Below are 16522 nucleotides of genomic sequence, written 5' to 3' on the forward strand. Positions count from 1 at the left end.
GAGGGGAATCGACAAGCGCGGGGACCTATAGCTCCCCGAACCCCTCAATAGTTAAGAGTTGAGAATTAAAAATCTACCCTCAACTCTTAGCTATCGACTTTGCACTCTTAATTCGCTGTTAAGCGCGTCAGCACTTGATTGGAGCGATCGATAAAGGCCTTCATGCCATCTGCATCAAAGCCTTTTTGGGCCATCAGTGCCAGATCGTAGACGTGATTGCAGATCAGGTTTGCCAGTTCAGCAGCAGGAGACGGGCCGCTGCTCTGAATAATACTGCCCTGGCTGATTCTGACCAGATTTTGAATCAGAGGATGGGCGGTGTTGACCAACAGGATATGCTCTTCGGGGAACTCAACGGCTTGTTGTTGGAGCAGTGCACTCATTTCCCGAATCCGCCGCAGGTGTTCTGGCAACAAGACGACCGCAGGTGGACTGCCCTGTTGATCGCTGGATTTTAAGGATTCCGTGCGGATCGTCACCTTGGGCTTGTTCAAAGCTTGCTGGAACAGTTCTTTAATCAGTTCACTGCGGGTCTTGTTAGTTTTTGGATCAACAATTTCGGCTTCTTTATCCTTGTCGATCAGTGTGTCATCCAGCTCCGCATCTACCCGTGAGAACTTGATATTGGGGTACTCCCGCTCCAGGAAGCTGATGAAGTGGGTATCAATGAAGGAATCCATAAACAGCACTTCTAAGCCTTGCTGTTTGTGAAGTTCCACATAAGTTGCCTGACTCACTTCATCGGTGCAATAGAAGACGCGGTTTTCGTGCCGCTCTTTGTTGCGCTCCAGGTATTCTTTGAGGGTGGTGTAGGTGGGGGTGGAAGATGAGGAGGATGGAGAAGATGAGGGAGATGAGGAGGAGACATCTTGCCAGACATCGCCTTCTGCAGATTGCACTTCGACTTTAGGGGCTTCGCTAGTTTCCCCGATCGCTGCTCCCTGATCTCCAGCCCCCTGCCAGGTTGTGCGATAAATGACAATATCCTCAACTTGCTTCTTGAACTTGTCGTCGTTCAGGGAGCCGAATTTGACGAAGGTGCCCAGGTCTTGCCAGGAGCGAACGTATTGATCCCGATCGTCCCGGTACAGTTCCTTCAGACGATCGCCCACCTTCTTGGCAATGTAGTCGGCAATCCGGCGCACGGTGCGATCGTTCTGCAGGAAGCTACGGGAGACGTTCAGGGGAATGTCGGCACTGTCGATCACACCACGCAAGGGCATCAGGAAGCGGGGAATTACCTCCTCACAGTTGTCGCTGACGAAGACTTGATTGCAGAAGAGTTTGATTTGCCCTTTGGTGACATCGACATCAGGTTTGAGTTTGGGGAAGTAGAGGATGCCATTCACCACAAACGGATAGTCCGTATTCAGATGCACCCAGAGCAGGGGATCTTCCTGAAATGGGTACAGGTAGCGGTAAAACTCCAGGTAGTCTTCCTTGCTGAGACTGCTGGGGGCTTCCTTCCAGGGGGCTTTCTGACGGTTGACCTGTTCCGGTGCCTTGGCTTCTGGGGGTGCTTCAGTCGTTTCTCCCTCTGCCTTCGGGGGTTCAATCACCTCCAGCTTGATGGGGAAGGGCATAAAGTCGCAGTATTTGGTGATCAGCGATCGGATCCGGTAGGGTTCCAGGTATTCCTTTTCCTCATCCATTAGCGTCAGGGTAACGGTCGTGCCACGCTGGGTTCGAGAGGAATCGGTCAGTTCAAATTCTGTCGTACCATCACAAGACCAGTGAACTGCCTGTGATCCGGGCTGATAGGACAGGGTATCAATCTCCACTTTGGAAGCGACCATGAATGAGGAGTAGAAGCCCAGGCCAAAGTGACCAATAATTTGCTGATCGGCGTTGGCTTTGTACTTCTGCACAAATTCTTCAGCGCTGGAAAAAGCGACCTGATTAATATACTTCTTCACTTCCTCTGCCGTCATGCCAATCCCGGTATCAGAAACCGCCAGGGTTTTGGCTTCCTTATTTAAGGTGATGACAATTTCCAGTTCTCCCAAATCGCCGGAATACTCACCCGAATGAGACACCATCTTCAGCTTCTGAATGGCATCTACAGCATTGGATATCAGTTCTCTTAGAAAAATTTCGTGGTCGGAATAGAGCCACTTTTTAATAATTGGAAAAATATTCTCAGTATGGATACTGATATTGCCCTTTTCCAGAACAGTAGTCATGTAAGGTTACTCCAGGAGGTCTAGAAAGGTGTAAGGATTTTGGATTACCAAACCAAAACGCAAGTAAACGTAGAATGCATTAGTGCTAACTAATGCATTAACTCTCTGGACAGCATAGATTGAGTGCAGCTAACCCATCCTGCAAATGTCAGGGTCACTACTTGTTTGCTGTTTTTAATTTTAGACAGAGATCTCGCCTAACCCGAAGATACGGATTTCCCTACCGCCGCGATCGCCAAACAGATCCATCCAGCAATCAGGGCAGCCCCTCCGATCGGGGCAACGGCTCCCAGAATTTTGATGCCGCTGAGGCTGAGGGCATACAGGCTACTGGAGAAGATCAAGGTTCCGGCAAGGAAGGCATACCCTGCGGCTAGTAACGTTGGCGGTGGTAGTTCCGTGCGGGCGATCAGTAAAGCCACAACCAGAAGCGCCAGGGCATGATACATCTGATACCGCGCTCCCGTGTCAAAGATCTCCAGGGCGCGATCGCTGATTTGCCCCCGCAATGAATGAGTAGCAAATGCTCCCGCCGCTACAGATAATCCACCAAGAATGGCACCACTGGCAAGGAAGAAGTTGAACATAGAAGATTTCAGTTCTAAGTTTTAAACCTTGTCCAAGGTACCTAATTCTCCTTCGTGGCTTCCAACATACGGGAGAAGTAAAAGCGGGTTTTGGTCATGGCGCGACGTTGAATGCTCCAGCCCAGCGCTTCCAGGATTTTTACAATTTCGGCTTCGCTATGCAGGTAGGCACGGGTGGTTTTGCTAGGGCCGGGGAAAAATTCACCAACCTTTTTCAGCAGACTGTAGCAGAGGGTTTTGGGTGCAAAGCTAAGGATCAGGCGGGATTCGGCCAGGTCGCTGAGATGACGAATCATGTCGGCGGCTTTGTCCTGGGGATAGTGAATCAGCACATCCAAACAAACAACTGTGTGATAGCGACCTGACAAGCTTTCCAGATCCTGAACGGCAAAGGTGAGGTTTTGACTATTGCCCAGACTTGCTTCAGCGCGGGTTTTAGCTTCCGCAACCATCTTTTCGGAAATATCGCTGGCAAAGACGATCGCCCCTGCTTCAGCCAGAGGAATACTGAGACTACCCACTCCACAGCCTGCATCGCAAATCGTCAGTCCTGCCAGATTGCCATCCTCTTGCAGCCAGCGTAGCAGGGTGTCCACAGTTTGCTGATGGCCCGTGCGGATATCGAGTTGGACTTTATTCACTTCGCCATCGCCATAAATTCTGCGCCAGCGATCGAAGCCAGTAGCATTGAAATAATCTCGAACAATTGTTTTATCGTCAGTGGCCGTCATTGATCGGAGTTGGGGTGAGTGATTGTTAACAACTACTAAGTAGTACCACGTTCCGGGGATGATTGAGTCGAGTATGGGGAACAAGGCTATGTCCGCCTTGATCACCCTGGCCACTGAAATCACGGCTATACCGAGAAAACCTGCCGACGTAGGTTGAGTCTGTGTCGGCAGACTGGGTGAGTGTAGTCGCGGTTTTAACCGCTAGAGATTTTGCTTGATTTTACCTCTTAAGACATACTCATAATGACTTCACATTGGCTATACTAAGGTCATACCAACTATGAAGCACTAGATCTATGGTTAAGATTGTTGGCCTTGCTGGAAGTTTAAGACCGGGTTCCTATAGCCAGATGGCTTTGGCGGATGTTGCCAGCCGAGTGGAAGCCTTAGGAGCAGAGGTGGAAATTCTGGACTTGCGATCGCTCCGTTTACCTTTCTGTGATGGTGGCGATGCGTATCCCGACTATCCCGATGTGGAGAGGCTGAAACAAGCTGTATTAAATGCCGATGGCATCATTTTGGTGACACCAGAGTATCACGGTAGCATCAGTGGCGTGTTGAAAAATACTCTAGATTTGATGGGATTTGAAGAGTTCTCCGGTAAGGTCACGGGTCTGATTAGTGTACTGGGTGGACAGTCCAACAGCAATGCATTGAATGATATGCGAACCATCATGCGCTGGATTCATGCCTGGACGATTCCTGAGCAGGTGGCGATCGGTCAAGCCTGGAAGGCGTTTGATGAAACGGGCCGCTTAATTGACGAATCTCTCTCCGAGCGGTTAAATGCCTTTGCCCAAAGCCTGGTGGATAACACCCAAAAGTTGAGAGGCAGTGCGAAACAAGTAGCGGTCGCTTAACATTACTCGTTGTCCACGGGAGGCGATCGTAATAATATTCTGACCGCGATCGTGATTGGCTTACTGATTGCCAATGTTATGGAGAAATTGATATGTTGGCAGTGCCTAAAACTTGCTGGCCCAGGTGAGAGGTGCTGCAGACATCAGGTTGGAAGTTGGGTTTGAAGTAGGGCAGCAACCGCTGCAAACAGCGGGGCAGTAAGCGATCGCCCGTAATAAACAAATCAATTGCATCAGACACCGTTTTCCAGCACATCCAACGCCGATCCTGAACCACCAGTAGTGCCATGCCACTGAGGGAAAACCCCAGGACGATCGCAATTCCCAAAAGTGCTCCCAGACAACGTAGACCGTAACGGCGATCGTGAATCTGCAAACACTCAAAGGCCAGAGCTTGGTGTTCCAGTTCTTCGGCAGCGTGCCATTCCCATATGCTTGTCATCGTTGGGTGAGCATCCTTTAGTGCATTGCACTCCAACATAATTTCAGCTAAAGACGCAGTGACATGCTCAAATCCGGCAGTAATCGCTAACCCCAGAGTTGGCCCCAATCGGGTCAGCACGGCCTGAAAGAAAAGCTAGGTGAATTTCAAATAGGCATCAAACCGATAGCCCTGCTCCCGTAAGGTCTGGTTGTAAGCAGTATGGACATAGCTGTGGGTGAGTTCCTGGCCGATAAAGCCGATGATCTGTTGGCGGAAGGCTGGATCGTTGAGGGCAGGCAGGTGCGATCGCAGCGTTTGTACCATAAAGGATTCAAATTCCCCAATGAATAGGTTAATGCTATTCACAAATTGAGTTTTGGCTGAATTATTCTGCACCCACAATCGGGGAATTTCTGGAGAGAAGTCAAATTTTACCCAGCGGGGACGAATGTGTTGGGGATCAAAAGGACGCGGCTAGATGGAGAAGGGGATGGGTGCGATCGGGCCTTCAGAAGGATGCGATCGTTGAGATGGGGACGAGTTCATGGCTGAGTTTTAAGGAGCCTGCTTGGTGGTGCAGAAAACTCCTGAAACCCCTATAAATCAAGGATTCTCACCGAGACAGCGATCTTGAGTTTTATCGGGCGAACGAACGAGGGCAAGGGGTTTCAGGCGCTGTTTTGGTCGTTCAGGTTATCCATCATGAGACTCAAAAAAGTTTTCTGCACCACTCAGAAGGAGCCTGTCTCGATCCTATCTCTTTAAAGCATCTGGGCCGTTGGATAGGGCACGGAATGTCTACTCCAACGACCTAGATGTAAGTTTCGTAAGTTGGGTTTATGCTTCAACCCAACCTAAGCGGGCTATTTAATGCATGCTCTTTAGAACGTGAATGTGGTTCGTACCACTGGTACAAAGACTGTAGGATTTTGGTTGAATCCTTCAGCATTAAAGATGACGAACAAACCAGGAGTGATGCTGATATTGTCCGTCGCTCTAAAGTTCACGTAGCCTTCTAACTGGTAAGGAACTGCATTGGTTGGATCGAAGGCTCTGCCACCCGTCGCAACCCGATAAAGTGGACTACCAAAAGTGATCCCCGCAGAACTGCCAGTCTTAAACACATCCTTGAAGTGGATTCCTGCCAGCCAACTCAAGAAATTGGTGGAAGCATTGACATTAGACAGATCGGCAAAGATATAGGAGAAAGACCCAGCTAAGGTGACATTGGGGGTTATACGAAGTGCTAAGGAGGTTCCCAGCGTGTTCAAGTTAATTCCCTGGTTCAAAACCGTGCCAACTGCACCTAAGCCTGCTCCTCTAGCCACAATCTCAGCTGGTGTGGGGGTGAACAAAATGGAGCCAATATCAACAGTTCCCAAACCTGTACCTAAGATGTTGATCTGGTGATAGCTGTAGGCGTAGTTCAAGCCAATGTCAAAGTTGCTAGATGGCTTGATAGTTAACTGAGCTGCTGCAATGAAACTGCCATTAAACAAGCCCGCTCCTAGAGGTGTCCCAGGAAAGCCCTGATTGCTTGGAATACTGGCATTCACAGTTCCATACAGGGCACGAAAATCAATGGCATCAGAAAAGTTGAAGATTAATCCTGCAGCAGAGGCTAAGCCCGTTTGCGATGTGCCACCGGAAACCCGTTGATAGGCGGGAAGGTTACTGAAGCGGGAGATAGAACCCTGACCTTCTCCTGCAAAGGGCAGAATAGCGGGGAACGCATCTGAGACTTCGGCATTGGTTCCAGCAAAAGCCGTGATCTTGTTAGCTACAGGGAAGATGTACAACAATTTGTACAAATTGACACTATTGTTACCGCCTACAGCAGCCAGGTTTTGGGGATTGACGGTAGGGAACTGTGGCTCATAAGACAGTCTGACATTACTGGCATTGCCAAACACCACATCTCCGTATCCCAGGGTTCCAGCCAAGCTGCTGCCATTGGGAAAGAGGGCGCTGGGACCACCGCCAAAGTTATAGGCTTGCAACCCGGTAATCAGCAGATCCCTACCTGTAAAGCTGGTCAGCAGGTTTAGCCGTACCCGATCGTTGAATACAGGCTGAGCATCTCTGCCAGCTCTCAGTCCCGTGTTGTTCAGGAAGTTAGGGTTGCCGCCAGGGTAAGCACCATAGGCACTGGCCAAACTGAAGATCGCTTCACCAGATAGGCGAGTGGTGGTGGAAAATTGCTGCTTCTCTAGCGTGGCAGTTCGGACTTCCAGGGCATCGACCTGACCCCGCAGGGCTGCCAGTTCTGCTGCAAACAGTTCTTGAAGCTTCTTGACCGTTTCCAGATCTTCCTTTCTGACAAAATCTGCGGTGGCAGCGGCGATCAGCTCCTGAATTTTGTCTAAACAAGCATTGAGACCTGCTGCAAACTCCCAACCAGTTAAGGCTCGGTTACCCCGGTAGGTCTTGTCTGGATAGCCCACGATACAGCCATACCGCTCAACCAGGGATTTTAGTGCCTGGTAGGCCCAGTCTGTAGGTCTGACATCTGAAAATTGGGAAACCGAAGTGACCTGAGCCATGACACCTTGATCAGTTGTTGAAGTGCTACCCTCCAACTGAGAGACCGATGTCACAGGCATTTGAATAGAGCTTTGGACAGCATCTGACTGGCTGGGCACATCCGCCGCGATCGCAGCAAACGACCCCAAGGAAATCGATCCGGCCAGTAAACTGATCAGACCAAGACTCCTTAAACCAAGCTGTTGGTAATTATCCACAATACCTCCTCACATTCCAAATTATTGGTAGTATCTATTCAAATTGCTTAGTTGCAGTTTGCTCTTAAACCAAAACTCAGCTAAAGAATGGTCTTTTTCTATCAGAAAAACGACGGTTCTGAACTTGAACAGGGTTTAGATCTCCTGAATTGCTATAAATCTATATTGATCTGAGATAGATATAGAGTTATAACCATTCAACTAATCCAGATTGTACCTGCTGTTGCCATCTTTAATGAAATAAGCAAAAGCTTTGAAATTATTATTAAATCAATAAGCAAGAATCTATTGAGCAAAATCCTAATTCGGGCTAAAATTTTTATTTTAGTGGAAAATAGCTATTTAAATGTAATTTAGCCTTCAGGAGCAGGGATGTTATCAGGAAATGAGCAAGTCCAAGAGGTAATCGTAGCTTACCGTCCTTTAAATCTGTGGCAGCGATTTCTTGAAGGCTGGGTAGCCGTGTGGTTAAAGAATTGGTGCTTAAGTTTTATCGTGCTTCTTGTTGGATTGATAGTCACTGCTTGCGATTTGCCGCAAGTCAGTGCTGAAGAACGATTGTTTCTGAACTTGTCCTTAGACTTTTTAAGTGAATATCAATTACCTAAATTGAGTTTTCAAGACACGCCGGTAGGAGGGTTATCGGGAATTACCTACGATCGCCAGCGAGGCCTGTTTTATGCCATTTCCGACGATCGCAGTGAACTGGCTCCAGCCCGTTTTTACACTTTAAAGATGGACTTAGATGCGGCTGATCCCAAAACTCCTACCATTAAGCAGGTCACAGTAGAAGGTGTAACATTCATTACGGATGAAACAGGCCAACCCTTTGCCAAAGGCACGGTTGATCCAGAAGGAATTGCTCTATCCCCTCTGGGAACGCTGTTCATTTCCAGTGAAGGAGTAGCTCGTGATCAGATTCCTCCCTTTGTACGGGAGTTTGACTTAAAGACTGGCCGATGGAAACGCAGCCTGCCCATTCCAGAACGATACAAACCGGGCACCAAGGATGGACAACCCCAGGGAGTAGGGGATAATCTGGGCTTCGAAGCATTAACGCTGAATATGAGTGGGGGCAGTACGGTGGCGATCGAACCCTTTCGCTTATTTACAGCCACGGAATCTGCCCTGATGCAGGACAGTAGCCCAGAGCATCCCCAACAGGGAGAGAGCCGCAACCGGATGTTGCATTACTCCGTGGATCCCACCTATTCTTTGCTGGTGTCTGAGCATCTATACCCCCTGGATTCTCCCCCTTCAGGGGCAATGTTTCACGGGCTGACTGACTTGTTGGCGATCGATCAAGCAGGCCACTTTTTGAGTCTGGAGCGCTCGTTGGGACCAGCAGGATTTACCGTTAAGGTATTTCAACTGACGCTAGGTGGAGCCAGTGACACGAGCATGATTGACAGCTTCAAAGGTAGTATACCGGCAGTTAAACCGATTCAGAAAAAACTGCTGCTGGATCTCAACCAACTAGACATTTCTCTGGATAATTTGGAGGGCATGACCCTGGGGCCGCGTCTGCCAGATGGAAATCCCAGCTTGGTGCTGATCAGCGATGATAACTTTAGCCAGAAACAGACCAGCCAGATGCTACTATTTCGGCTGAGGGGGTTAGCTAAATAGGCTCACTCCATTGGTGCAGGTTAACTTATAGAATGAAAGGGCTTCTGGATAAAGGGACTTTTAGCAAGAGGAACTTCGTGCAAAAGAGGAGCTTTAAAGCTGGGAAGCAACTTTTCAGGTTAGTTGAACGATTTATTCTGTTGGTTAGTTACGAGAACCTAGAGGCATCCCATGCAGGTGTCCCCTGGAATGCCCACTAATGCCGATACGCCCTTACAGCTTTTGCTGTTTGTTGATAAGCGTCCGAGTTCCAAAGAGCGAATTCGGCAAGTTCGGGCTGCGCTAAAGGAATTGCGGGAAGAGTGCGATTTTGAACTACAAATTATCGATGTCAGTGAGCAACCGTATCTTGCGGAATACTTCCGCCTGATTGCCACTCCGACATTAATTAAAATTCATCCTGAACCCCGCCAGTCTCTCGCTGGTAGTAATCTGGTTGAGCAGTTGCAACACTGGTGGCCTCACTGGCAACGCTCTGTAGCCGACTATCTCTCGAATGCAGGTTTTGCAGAACAGTCTCAACTGCGATCGCTGGATCGGGTGCGGCCAGGAGGAGGTGTAGGTTCAGATTCAGGGAGTGAGAAGCATCAGGCAGTGAAATCCATTACCCATTCTGCTGAATTATTGCGGCTATCAGACGAAATCTTTCAACTGAGGCGGGAAAAAGAAGAACTAGAACATCAGTTGCAGTTTAAGGATCAAATTATTGCCATGCTGGCCCATGATTTGCGGAACCCTTTAACTGCGGCTTCTATTGCTCTAGAAACCCTGGAAATGGGGTACAACTCGTTTGACGAAAATGGAGAATCTCGTCTGACTCCTGAGCTCACGGCACAACTCTTGAAGCATGCTCGCACTCAAACCCGCGCGATCGATCGCATGATTACCGATATTCTTCAAGCAGCCCGAGGCGCGAGTTCCGAATTACAAATTCAACCTCAAAAGTTAGATCTGGGGACGCTCTGTATAGACGTTTTAGAACACCTGAGGCATCGGTTTCAAAGTAAGGCTCAACGGGTGGAACAGGACATCCCCTCTGATTTGCCAGTTATTTTTGTGGATGGCGAGCGAATTCGTCAGGTTTTGATTAATTTGCTGGAGAATGCCATTAAGTACACTCCTGTTGGTGGCACAATCCAGCTTGCCGTTTTGCACCGCACCTCACAGAAAGTGCAGGTCAGCGTTTGTGATAATGGCCCTGGCATTCCGTTAGAGAATCAGGAGCAGATTTTTGAAGACCGCTTTCGTCTCAAGCGAGATGAGGATAAGGAAGGGTACGGAATTGGCCTGTCGCTGTGTCAACGGATTGTTCGCGCCCATTACGGCCAAATTTGGGTAGATTCTACGCTAAATAAAGGAAGCTGTTTTCACTTCACTCTCCCTGTCTTTCGGGGATGAGAGATCCGGGATGAGGAGGTGGGAATTGGGGGTCAGATGAATCACTATCCATCATCTACCACTCCCTCATTACTACATGGCTCCTGATTTTTTGTTGAATACGACCCCGATGGTTTTGATGATTAACTGAATATCGTAGATTAAGCTCCAGTTTTCCTGGTACTTCAGATCCAGCCGCACGATGTCTTCAAAATTTTTGATCGACGATCGGCCATTCACCTGCCACTCTCCAGTCATTCCCGGTTTAATATCCAACCGTTGCCATTGAGGGATTTCATACCGCTCTACTTCATCCGGGGTCGGTGGACGGGTGCCCACCAAGCTCATTTCTCCCTTCAACACATTCCAAAATTGGGGGAGTTCATCCAAACTGGTTTTGCGCAGAAAGCGGCCAACACGGGTAATGCGAGGATCGTTTTTGGCTTTGAAAATAGCACCTTCTGCTTCATTTTGCACCAGATGTTTCTTCGCTTCGGCATCCGTCACCATTGATCGAAACTTCCACATCTTAAAGCGTTTGCCCATCCGGGAACAGCGCACCTGACCAAAGAAGATGGGGCCAGGGCTATCTAGCTTAATAGCGATCGCGATGGGAATAAATACAATGCCAGTAATCACCAATCCTACCAGGGAGCCAACGATATCAATGATGCGTTTAGGAACGGACATCACTGAGGGGTGGGTAATAAACGGTTGATCATCTTTCACCTTAACGATGTTGATAAACCGCTGAGGCATCGATGTAGTCGAACCAATCGGGGCGATCGCAGGCACGGATTGAATTGTTACCCCAGCACTGGGTAAAGGGCGTTTAGTTTTGGATACTTTCGGAGTTGGAGCCGCCTCAATCACAAAAAACTTATCGAGATCAGCCAGTGTGAGAACAGTAATCACCTGTTGTGAAACATTCTGCAAGACTAACTCAATCCCTTGCTTCTGAGCCATTTTACGGCCAGCAACCAGAGCCCCAATCCCGCTACTGTCTATAAACCGAGTAAGACTGAGATCCAGGTTGATGCGTTTCAAGTCAGGATATTGCTGACACGCTTGCTGAAAATTCTGCTTGAACTCAACTGCCTTCTTGACCGTGAAGACAGATGGAATACTGATCTGGCAGATCTGATCCAGGATGGTTACTTGACAGTTATCTCCGTTCGCTTCAACCACAACGTTTGCTCACTCTAGTATATAGACGATCAACTGATGACTGCTAAGAAAGTGGATCTCGGTATCCGGTTCCGTTGCACCCCTGGCATTCTAGCCACGATATTACTCAGATTGTTAGGAAAATGTCACGCGGCATTACAAACTCTTGAACGACTTTACATAAAAAGCAGACCTGAGAATCACACCACCTTGTTAGACAGGCTCTCCAGTTGTTTTTGGCCAGTCTTCAGGGACTTGGAACTGGGCCGTGAGCCTGCTTGAAGCGAGGACAACCCTGAAAACTGAACAACGATTGCTTCCTAATCATTATTCCCTCTGACATGACCTGTCCAACTGGATCAAGTCATAAAGTATTCTGATTCATTGAACCTTTTCTCCTCTTTCCGGTCTAAATCATAGGACTGTAAGCCCGACGGAGGGTTATTTTGCAGGTGTATGTTGTGCCCACTGCGTCGAATCATAACCAGTCTGAACAAGACGATAGAGTGCTAGTCCGGCAATGTCTGGAAGGCCATACCCAGAGCTTTCGATCGCTGTATCAACGGCATCAGCAACGGGTGAGATCGATTCTCTACCAGTTGTGTGATGGATCGAGTTTAGATGATCTGGTTCAGGAAGTGTTTCTGCGGGCCTGGAAGGGATTGCCAAAATTCCGGCAAACCGCCAAATTTTCCACCTGGCTATACCGGATTGCCTGGAACGTCGCTTCTGATCAGCGGCAAAGCCTTGCTAAAGGTCGAACTCAATTGCAGGTGCTAACCAATCATGCCTCCCCCCACCAAGAGCCTCCTGATGTGATGAATCTGCACTATCAAGATCTGGTCAGACGCGGACTGACAACCTTGAGTTTGGACCACCGCACTGTTCTGGTGTTACATGATCTGGAAGAGATTCCTCAACGAGAAATTTCAGAAATTTTAGATATTCCCTTGGGAACGGTAAAATCCCGTTTATTCCATGCGCGTGCGGCAATGCGCCAGTTTCTTGAACGAGAAGGAGTCCAATTATGAATTCATCGTCTGAAGAAGATAAACCCTTAACGGAGTTTTTGAAACAGCATCAACCTCTAGCCCCGCCAGCCAGCGTTAACCTGGAAGACCGGATCATGAGGGCGATTGAAACCAATATATCCCCAGAGGAATTTGTGCGCCGCGATCGCTCTCAATCCTCTGGTACCGCTCAACGGCGTCAGGTCTGGTTGATCCCCTCAGCGATCGCGGCAGGTGTGATTGCTGCCGTGATCGGCTATCGGACGTTTGCTCTTGGCCCTCAACCTAGTCCAGCAGAGGCTGCAGAGCTAGAAGCGTTTATTGAAAGTAGCTGGTCTAATACGATGGCCTCTGATCCAGTGGTTGATCATACCTACGAGCAAATCTTGTCAGTAGAGGATCGATCGGCGGTCAATTAACCACAGTGGTAACTACAGTGTTAACTATTGTTTAGTCTCTGCCCAGGGATAAATCCTATGATGATTCGTCCTGTTTCTACACTTGCGGCACTGGTGATGACAATGGGGAGCGCGATTATCCTCACCCCTCCTGTTGCCGTCGTCAGTTCTGCTATTTCCCACCCTATCGCCCAGGCTCAACTGAGCCAGCCCAGGCGTGCTGAGGCCAGAGGCTGGCTGAAAGAGTTAAATTTATCTTCAGAGCAAATTCAAAAAATTAGACAGATTCGCAGCCAGTATCAGGGACGATTGACTCAGCAACGGCAGGCAGTTCAACAAGCACAACGGGAACTTAAGGAATTAATGGCCGGGAATGCCTCTACCGAGCAGGTGCGACAAAAGTTTGATCAGGTGCAGCGGCTCAGGCAGGAATTATCGGATACCCGCATGGAGAGTATGCTAGCGATCCGTACGGTGCTAAGTCCGGAGCAGCGGCAAAAGTTGGCAGATCTGATGCGGCAGCGAGGGAACAATTTAGGGGGATTGTAAGAGGGGCTTGGGGTTGGAGATCGCAGATGGAATTGGCTTATTACTAAGCACTGTAGTCCCGCCACACATGCACCAGAGCACCCTGAATTTCAACCTGGGAGGCTGGCACTTCAATCGGCTGATAAGCTTTGTTAGCAGGTTCGAGAGTAACCTTACTGCCTTTGCAGTGGAAGTATTTGAGGGTCGTCTGATTTTCGACTCTGGCCGCTACGATCGTGCCATTCTTCAAGGTTTTGGAATCTGGAACAGGCTTAAGAATGACAATGTCGCCATCATCGATCATGGCATCGATCATGCTGTCACCCCGAACCTGCAAGGCAAAGTAGTTAGGTTTCAAGGAAAGACCTGCCAGATCCAGATACTCTACCTCTGCATCGGGAAAGACATCAACCAGGCTACCAGCGGCGATCACGCCCTTAATGGGAACTCCCCGCATGGCGTTCTGAGTTAGCTGAATAGTTCGGGCTTTCCCTTCTGTCCACTGAATGTAACCCTTCGATCGCAAGTGTTCCAGGCGGCTTTGCACGGGAGCAGGAGACTTCAAGCCCATCGCTTCCATCATCTGCCGAATGGAAGGAGGGTATTGGTTTTCGCGGATGTACTCTACCAGCCAATCGTAGAGTTCTTGTTGGGCTTCAGTAAGGGAATCCATGAGTGTTAGGCAGAAATGGTTTGAGGTAGAAACAATGTAACCCGATACACTTGTACCACCAAAAATCGTTTCTGTCCAGCGTTTATCAAATTTCTTATATAAACATAAAGGTTTGTGTTGTCCCGAAAAAGGCTTACTCTTCCAAGGTTTGCCGTTACTTCACACCCAATAAACTGGCAATCAGAGCTTGTTGTGCGTGCATCCGGTTTTCTGCCTGATCCCATACCCGGGATTGAGAACCTTCAATCACACCATTGGTAATTTCTTCGCCGCGATGGGCAGGTAGGCAATGCAGTACGATCGCCGTCTTATCCGCATGGGCCATCAGTTGTTCATTCACCTGGTAGGGTTGAAAGATGGGAATTCGGGATTGAGCCGAACTTTCCTGACCCATGCTGGCCCACACATCTGTATACACAACCTGGCTTCCCTGAACAGCAGCAATCGCATCCGTGGTGATGGCCACTTCAGAACGATCGCCTGCGATCGCTTTTGCCTGTTGAACAATGGATTCTAAAGGCTGATATTCGACGGGTGAAGCAATCCGTACATTCATGCCTGCCAGGGCACATCCCAACAACAGTGAGTGAGCCATATTATTGCTGCCATCCCCAGCATAGGTCAGGGTTATTCCCTCCAGCGTGTTGAAGGATTCCTGAATGGTTTGTAAATCGGCCAACACCTGACAGGGATGTTCGCGATCGCTGAGAGCATTAATGATGGGAATTTCGGTATATTCAGCAAACTTTTCTAGGTCATGCTGATCAAATGTGCGAATGGCCAGGATGTCAATATAGCGATCCAGGACGCGGGCGGTATCTTCCAGGGGTTCCCCTCGGCTCACCTGGGTTACATTCGGATTCAGGTCTAACACCTGTCCACCCAGGCGATACATGGCTGAGGTAAAACTCACCCGTGTTCGAGTAGAAGCCTTGTAGAACAGCAACCCCAGAATCTTTTCACACCTCAAACTTAATGCCCCTGACTTTAACTGAGCGGCTAGTCGTAATAGCTCTTGCAGTTCCTCTGCCGTCAGATCGGCCATGCTCAACAAATCTCGTCCTTTGAGTGACCCCATCACCATTCATCCTTTAGCAAACTGTCTAAAACCCTATCAAATCCTGATGGGTTAGCCTAGTCGGAATTGGGAAAATGGGAGATCGGGGGTTAGGGATCAGGGATCGGAGATTAGGGATTGGGAATTAGGAGGAAGGTATGCTGTCATTCGCCTATGATCGTGTCACCCATGATCGCATTACGTTTCTCTCCATCTTCCTTGTCCTCCCTCTCTTCCCCATATCTCTGGCTTTCCTGGTTGCTGCTGGCCCAATCGACGATCGCCTGCGTCAGTCCTTCCAGGGTATGCTCCGTTGCTTCGACATCAACTCGGCCTAATAAACTCTCGCAGGTTTTGCTGGTTTGGGGGCCGATAGAGGCGATGCAGACTCCTTCCAGCCAGGATTGCCAGGAGGGATCAGCTTGCAGGGACAGTTGGCAGAAGTTCTGCACTGTTTTGGAACTGGCGAAGGTGATCACATCAATGGCTTTATTTTGGAGAGCGGCCAGGGCTTCAGGCGCGATCGTTATAGGACAGCGGGATTCGTAAGCGGCGACTTCTCGTACCCTGGCTCCCTGGCTGCCAAATTCTTTCACCAGCACTTCCCGCCCCCCACTTTCCACCCTGGGAAACAGAATTCTCAGGCCACTCAAGGGTTCAGGAAACTTGGCTATTAGGGAATCGGCAATGAAGTTGGGTGGAATAAAGTCAGGCTGAACTCCCCATTTCCCTAAGCGTTGGGCCGTTTTTTCACCCACTACAGCAATCCGAATGTTGCAGTAAAGGCTGGCATCCCCATCCTGGTAGACTTTCAGGCGTTCAAAGAAGTAATCGACCCCGTTGGTCGAGGTGAGAATCAGCCAGTCAAAGTCTTCCAAATGAGCGATCGTGTCATCCAATTCTCTCCAGCTAGACGGTGGTCCAATTTCCAGGGTTGGCATTTCTATGACTCTGGCTCCCTGCTCCTGCAACAGTTTGGTGAACTGGCTGGATTGGCTAGCAGCACGGGTGACGAGGATGGTTTTGTCGGCTAGAGGGAGGGGAGTAGCTGGGGCAGGAGGGTCGGTAAGTGACCCGAGCGAAGGCGGCGTGGCTGCGAGGGGGGCTCGTGGGGTGGGGGGGGGGAGGTGGTGGGGGGTGGGGGGTGTGTCTGTGGA

Annotated in this window: 14 protein-coding genes and 1 pseudogene; 6 read left to right on the forward strand and 9 right to left on the reverse strand. The window is 49.2% G+C overall.

The genetic code is table 11. The annotated features are described in order from the left end of the window. Nucleotides 1-107: 107 nt before the first annotated feature. The 3 genes from htpG to bchM all read right to left on the reverse strand — a co-directional run bounded on the left by htpG (nt 108) and on the right by bchM (nt 3501). Nucleotides 108-2183: a molecular chaperone HtpG gene (gene htpG, locus ACUVQO_RS18200; protein WP_445927251.1), complete on the reverse strand. Its 2076-nt coding sequence runs from the start codon at nt 2181-2183 to the stop codon at nt 108-110. Between the two features lie 197 nt (nt 2184-2380). Next, nucleotides 2381-2770, reverse strand: a complete 390-nt coding sequence (locus ACUVQO_RS18205; RefSeq protein ID WP_445927252.1) for a DUF423 domain-containing protein — start codon at nt 2768-2770, stop codon at nt 2381-2383. Between the two features lie 41 nt (nt 2771-2811). After that, nucleotides 2812-3501 (reverse strand): magnesium protoporphyrin IX methyltransferase, encoded by a 690-nt coding sequence (bchM, locus tag ACUVQO_RS18210; protein WP_445927253.1) that lies wholly within the window; start codon nt 3499-3501, stop codon nt 2812-2814. 296 nt (nt 3502-3797) lie between these two features. On the opposite strand from bchM, the gene ACUVQO_RS18215 reads away from it, so the two are divergent. Further along, entirely contained in the window at nt 3798-4361 is a 564-nt protein-coding gene (locus ACUVQO_RS18215) for an NADPH-dependent FMN reductase (protein WP_445927254.1), read from the forward strand. 76 nt (nt 4362-4437) lie between these two features. Here ACUVQO_RS18215 and ACUVQO_RS18220 read toward each other — a convergent pair. After that, nucleotides 4438-5235 (reverse strand): annotated as a pseudogene (locus tag ACUVQO_RS18220) (metal-dependent hydrolase). A 431-nt stretch (nt 5236-5666) separates the two neighbouring features. Continuing rightward, entirely contained in the window at nt 5667-7526 is a 1860-nt protein-coding gene (locus ACUVQO_RS18225; RefSeq protein WP_445927255.1) for an iron uptake porin, read from the reverse strand. A gap of 372 nt (nt 7527-7898) precedes the next feature. On the opposite strand from ACUVQO_RS18225, the gene ACUVQO_RS18230 reads away from it, so the two are divergent. Together ACUVQO_RS18230 and ACUVQO_RS18235 are read left to right on the forward strand one after the other, a co-directional pair. After that, nucleotides 7899-9155 carry an esterase-like activity of phytase family protein gene (locus ACUVQO_RS18230; protein WP_445927256.1) on the forward strand — a complete coding sequence of 419 codons (1257 nt, stop codon included), beginning with the start codon at nt 7899-7901 and terminating at the stop codon, nt 9153-9155. Between the two features lie 171 nt (nt 9156-9326). Then, nucleotides 9327-10553 (forward strand): histidine kinase, encoded by a 1227-nt coding sequence (locus ACUVQO_RS18235; RefSeq protein ID WP_445927257.1) that lies wholly within the window; start codon nt 9327-9329, stop codon nt 10551-10553. A gap of 72 nt (nt 10554-10625) precedes the next feature. On the opposite strand, the gene ACUVQO_RS18240 is transcribed toward ACUVQO_RS18235, so the two are convergent. Beyond that, nucleotides 10626-11720, reverse strand: coding sequence for an exopolysaccharide biosynthesis polyprenyl glycosylphosphotransferase (locus tag ACUVQO_RS18240; RefSeq protein ID WP_445927258.1), 1095 nt, complete (start codon nt 11718-11720; stop codon nt 10626-10628). A gap of 431 nt (nt 11721-12151) precedes the next feature. On the opposite strand from ACUVQO_RS18240, the gene ACUVQO_RS18245 reads away from it, so the two are divergent. Genes ACUVQO_RS18245 through ACUVQO_RS18255 form a run of 3 tightly spaced genes read left to right on the forward strand, consistent with a single transcriptional unit; the run spans nt 12152 to nt 13656 of the window. Then, complete coding sequence (locus tag ACUVQO_RS18245; protein WP_445927264.1) at nt 12152-12730, forward strand: sigma-70 family RNA polymerase sigma factor; 579 nt, start codon at nt 12152-12154, stop codon at nt 12728-12730. After that, nucleotides 12727-13128, forward strand: coding sequence for a hypothetical protein (locus tag ACUVQO_RS18250; RefSeq protein ID WP_445927259.1), 402 nt, complete (start codon nt 12727-12729; stop codon nt 13126-13128). Before ACUVQO_RS18245 ends, ACUVQO_RS18250 begins: the two co-directional genes overlap by 4 nt. 57 nt (nt 13129-13185) lie before the next feature. Then, nucleotides 13186-13656: a Spy/CpxP family protein refolding chaperone gene (locus tag ACUVQO_RS18255; RefSeq protein ID WP_445927260.1), complete on the forward strand. Its 471-nt coding sequence runs from the start codon at nt 13186-13188 to the stop codon at nt 13654-13656. 43 nt (nt 13657-13699) lie between these two features. On the opposite strand, the gene lexA is transcribed toward ACUVQO_RS18255, so the two are convergent. The 3 genes from lexA to ACUVQO_RS18270 all read right to left on the reverse strand — a co-directional run. After that, the gene (lexA, locus tag ACUVQO_RS18260) at nt 13700-14308 is read right to left on the reverse strand and encodes a transcriptional repressor LexA (RefSeq protein ID WP_445927261.1); all 609 of its coding nucleotides are present in this window, start codon (nt 14306-14308) and stop codon (nt 13700-13702) included. A 154-nt stretch (nt 14309-14462) separates the two neighbouring features. Further along, complete coding sequence (gene argF / locus ACUVQO_RS18265) at nt 14463-15392, reverse strand: ornithine carbamoyltransferase (RefSeq protein ID WP_445927262.1); 930 nt, start codon at nt 15390-15392, stop codon at nt 14463-14465. Nucleotides 15393-15529: 137 nt separating this feature from the next. Then, the coding region (locus tag ACUVQO_RS18270; protein ID WP_445927263.1) for a uroporphyrinogen-III synthase at nt 15530-16522 on the reverse strand (993 nt) is incomplete at its 5' end.

The sequence above is a fragment of the Leptodesmis sp. genome (assembly GCF_052746595.1).

Bases quoted from the DNA above. Each gene is read 5' to 3' on its own strand.
- htpG (WP_445927251.1), bottom strand. From the start codon at position 2,183: ATGACTACTGTTCTGGAAAAGGGCAATATCAGTATCCATACTGAGAAT.
- ACUVQO_RS18205 (WP_445927252.1), bottom strand. From the start codon at position 2,770: ATGTTCAACTTCTTCCTTGCCAGTGGTGCCATTCTTGGTGGATTATCT.
- bchM (WP_445927253.1), bottom strand. From the start codon at position 3,501: ATGACGGCCACTGACGATAAAACAATTGTTCGAGATTATTTCAATGCT.
- ACUVQO_RS18215 (WP_445927254.1), top strand. From the start codon at position 3,798: ATGGTTAAGATTGTTGGCCTTGCTGGAAGTTTAAGACCGGGTTCCTAT.
- ACUVQO_RS18230 (WP_445927256.1), top strand. From the start codon at position 7,899: ATGTTATCAGGAAATGAGCAAGTCCAAGAGGTAATCGTAGCTTACCGT.
- ACUVQO_RS18235 (WP_445927257.1), top strand. From the start codon at position 9,327: ATGCAGGTGTCCCCTGGAATGCCCACTAATGCCGATACGCCCTTACAG.
- ACUVQO_RS18250 (WP_445927259.1), top strand. From the start codon at position 12,727: ATGAATTCATCGTCTGAAGAAGATAAACCCTTAACGGAGTTTTTGAAA.
- ACUVQO_RS18255 (WP_445927260.1), top strand. From the start codon at position 13,186: ATGATGATTCGTCCTGTTTCTACACTTGCGGCACTGGTGATGACAATG.
- lexA (WP_445927261.1), bottom strand. From the start codon at position 14,308: ATGGATTCCCTTACTGAAGCCCAACAAGAACTCTACGATTGGCTGGTA.
- argF (WP_445927262.1), bottom strand. From the start codon at position 15,392: ATGGTGATGGGGTCACTCAAAGGACGAGATTTGTTGAGCATGGCCGAT.